Here is a 1,857-nt window from a genome sequence, read left to right as displayed (position 1 = left end):
CCACTGCCGCGCCCGCCACCGCCGCGCCCGGCGGCTCCGCGCCCGCGACCACCGCGCCTTTCAGTGGCGCCACCGCTCCCACGGGCGCTCCCGCAGCAGCTCCCACGGGCGCTCCTACAGGCGCTCCCGCAGCAGCTCCCACAGGGGCCGCCGCCGCGCACCGCACCATGGTGGTCGGCGTCGACATCCAGCCGGGCACCTACCGCACCACCGGACCCGCCACGGGCCTGCCGGCGTGCTACTGGGCCAGGCTCAGGAGCACCAGCCCGCGGCCCGCCGACGTCATCGCGGCCGACATGCCCAAGGGGCCCGCCACCATCACCATCGCACCGACCGACAAGGCCTTCCAGACCAGCGGCTGCGCCGACTGGATCAAGGTCTGAGGCATGTTTGGCGCTGGGCATCACCGTAGGAGGACCCCACCAGCCCTCTGAGGAGGATGACATGTCGGTGCTGCGGAGCCTCGTCCAGAGCGTGCGCGACGGCGCGATCGAGGTGATCGACCTGACCGCGCCCCTGTCCTCCGGGACCCCGATCCTCCGCCTGCCCGAGCCGTTCGGCAACACGATCCCGTTCCGCCTGGAGGAGATCAGCCGCTACGACGACCGCGGCCCGGCCTGGTACTGGAACGACATCCACACGGGCGAGCACACCGGGACCCACTTCGACGCCCCCGTCCACTGGGTGACCGCCCGCGACGGCCAGGACGTCTCCCAGGTGCCGCCCAGCAGCCTGCTCGCTCCGGCCGTCGTCCTGGACTTCGCCGCCGAGGCGGGCAAGGACCCCGACTTCCTGCTCCGGGTCGACCACGTCAAGGAGTGGGAACGGGCGCACGGCCCGCTGCCCGACGGCGGCTGGCTGCTCTACCGCACCGGCTGGGACAGCAGGGCCGGCGACCAGGAGGCGTTCCTCAACGCCGACGAGACCGGCCCGCACACCCCCGGCGTCTCGGTGGAGTGCGCGCGCTGGCTGGCCGAGGAGACGCCCGTCCTCGGGATCGGCGTCGAGACCGTCGGCACCGACGCGGGCACGGCCCACTCGTTCGACCCGGCGTTCCCCTGCCACTCGTTCCTGCTCGGCGCGGGCAAGTACGGCCTGACCCAGCTGCGCAACCTCGACCGCCTGCCGGCGACCGGCGCGGTGGTGGTGGCCCCGCCGCTGCCCATCGTGGGCGGCTCCGGCAGTCCCGTCCGCGTCCTCGCCCTGGTCGAACGGTGATCGTCGCGGAGGCGGTCGGCCGGGTGCTTGCCACGCTCGGCGTACGGGCCGCGTTCGGGGTGGTGGGCAGCGGCAACTTCCACGTCACCAACGCCCTCGTGTCGCGGGGCGCGGGCTTCGTCGCCGCGCGGCACGAGGGCGGCGCGGCCACCATGGCAGACGCCTACGCCCGCACCAGCGGCACGGTCGCCGTCCTGTCGGTGCACCAGGGGCCGGGCCTCACCAACGCCATGACCGGTCTCGCCGAGGCCGCCAAGAGCCGCACGCCGCTGGTCGTGCTGGCCGGCGAGGCCACCGACGCCCGCTCCAACTTCCACATCGACCAGGACGCCATGGCCCGGGCGGTCGGGGCCGTGCCCATGCGGATCACCTCCGCCGCCGAGGCCGTCGAGGACACCGTCGCCGCCTTCCGCACCGCCCGGCACGGCAGGCGCACGGTGCTGCTCAACCTGCCCCTCGACGTCCAGACGGAGGTCGTGCCGTGGCCTGGCCCGCTCGACGAGCACCCCGCCGTGATCGCCTCCGCCGCGCGGGCGGGGGCGGCCCCGCAGGACGAGCCGCCATACGGGCCGCTGTACGAGCCCGCGGCCGTCCCCGCCGAGGCGGACGTGGCGGCGCTGGCGAGCCTGCTGGCGGCCT

The 1,857-nt window shown here is 74.9% G+C and carries 2 protein-coding genes and 1 pseudogene; all 3 read left to right on the top strand.

The genetic code is table 11. The annotated features are described in order from the left end of the window. Positions 1-383, top strand: a pseudogene (locus DQW85_RS46035) (hypothetical protein); the annotation flags it as partial. A 61-nt stretch (positions 384-444) separates the two neighbouring features. After that, entirely contained in the window at positions 445-1,218 is a 774-nt protein-coding gene (locus DQW85_RS23595) for a cyclase family protein (protein WP_113702263.1), read from the top strand. After that, positions 1,215-1,857 (top strand): thiamine pyrophosphate-binding protein (locus tag DQW85_RS23590; protein ID WP_275888244.1); only part of this gene is annotated, 643 nt, incomplete at its 3' end. The genes DQW85_RS23595 and DQW85_RS23590, both read left to right, overlap by 4 nt.

It is taken from the genome of Nonomuraea lactucae (genome assembly GCF_003313395.1).
GTDB lineage: Bacteria > Actinomycetota > Actinomycetes > Streptosporangiales > Streptosporangiaceae > Nonomuraea > Nonomuraea lactucae.
This window is presented reverse-complemented; position numbering and strand designations above follow the sequence as displayed.

Coding starts and splice junctions, on each gene's coding strand:
- DQW85_RS23595 (WP_113702263.1), top strand. CDS start 445: ATGTCGGTGCTGCGGAGCCTCGTCCAGAGCGTGCGCGACGGCGCGATC.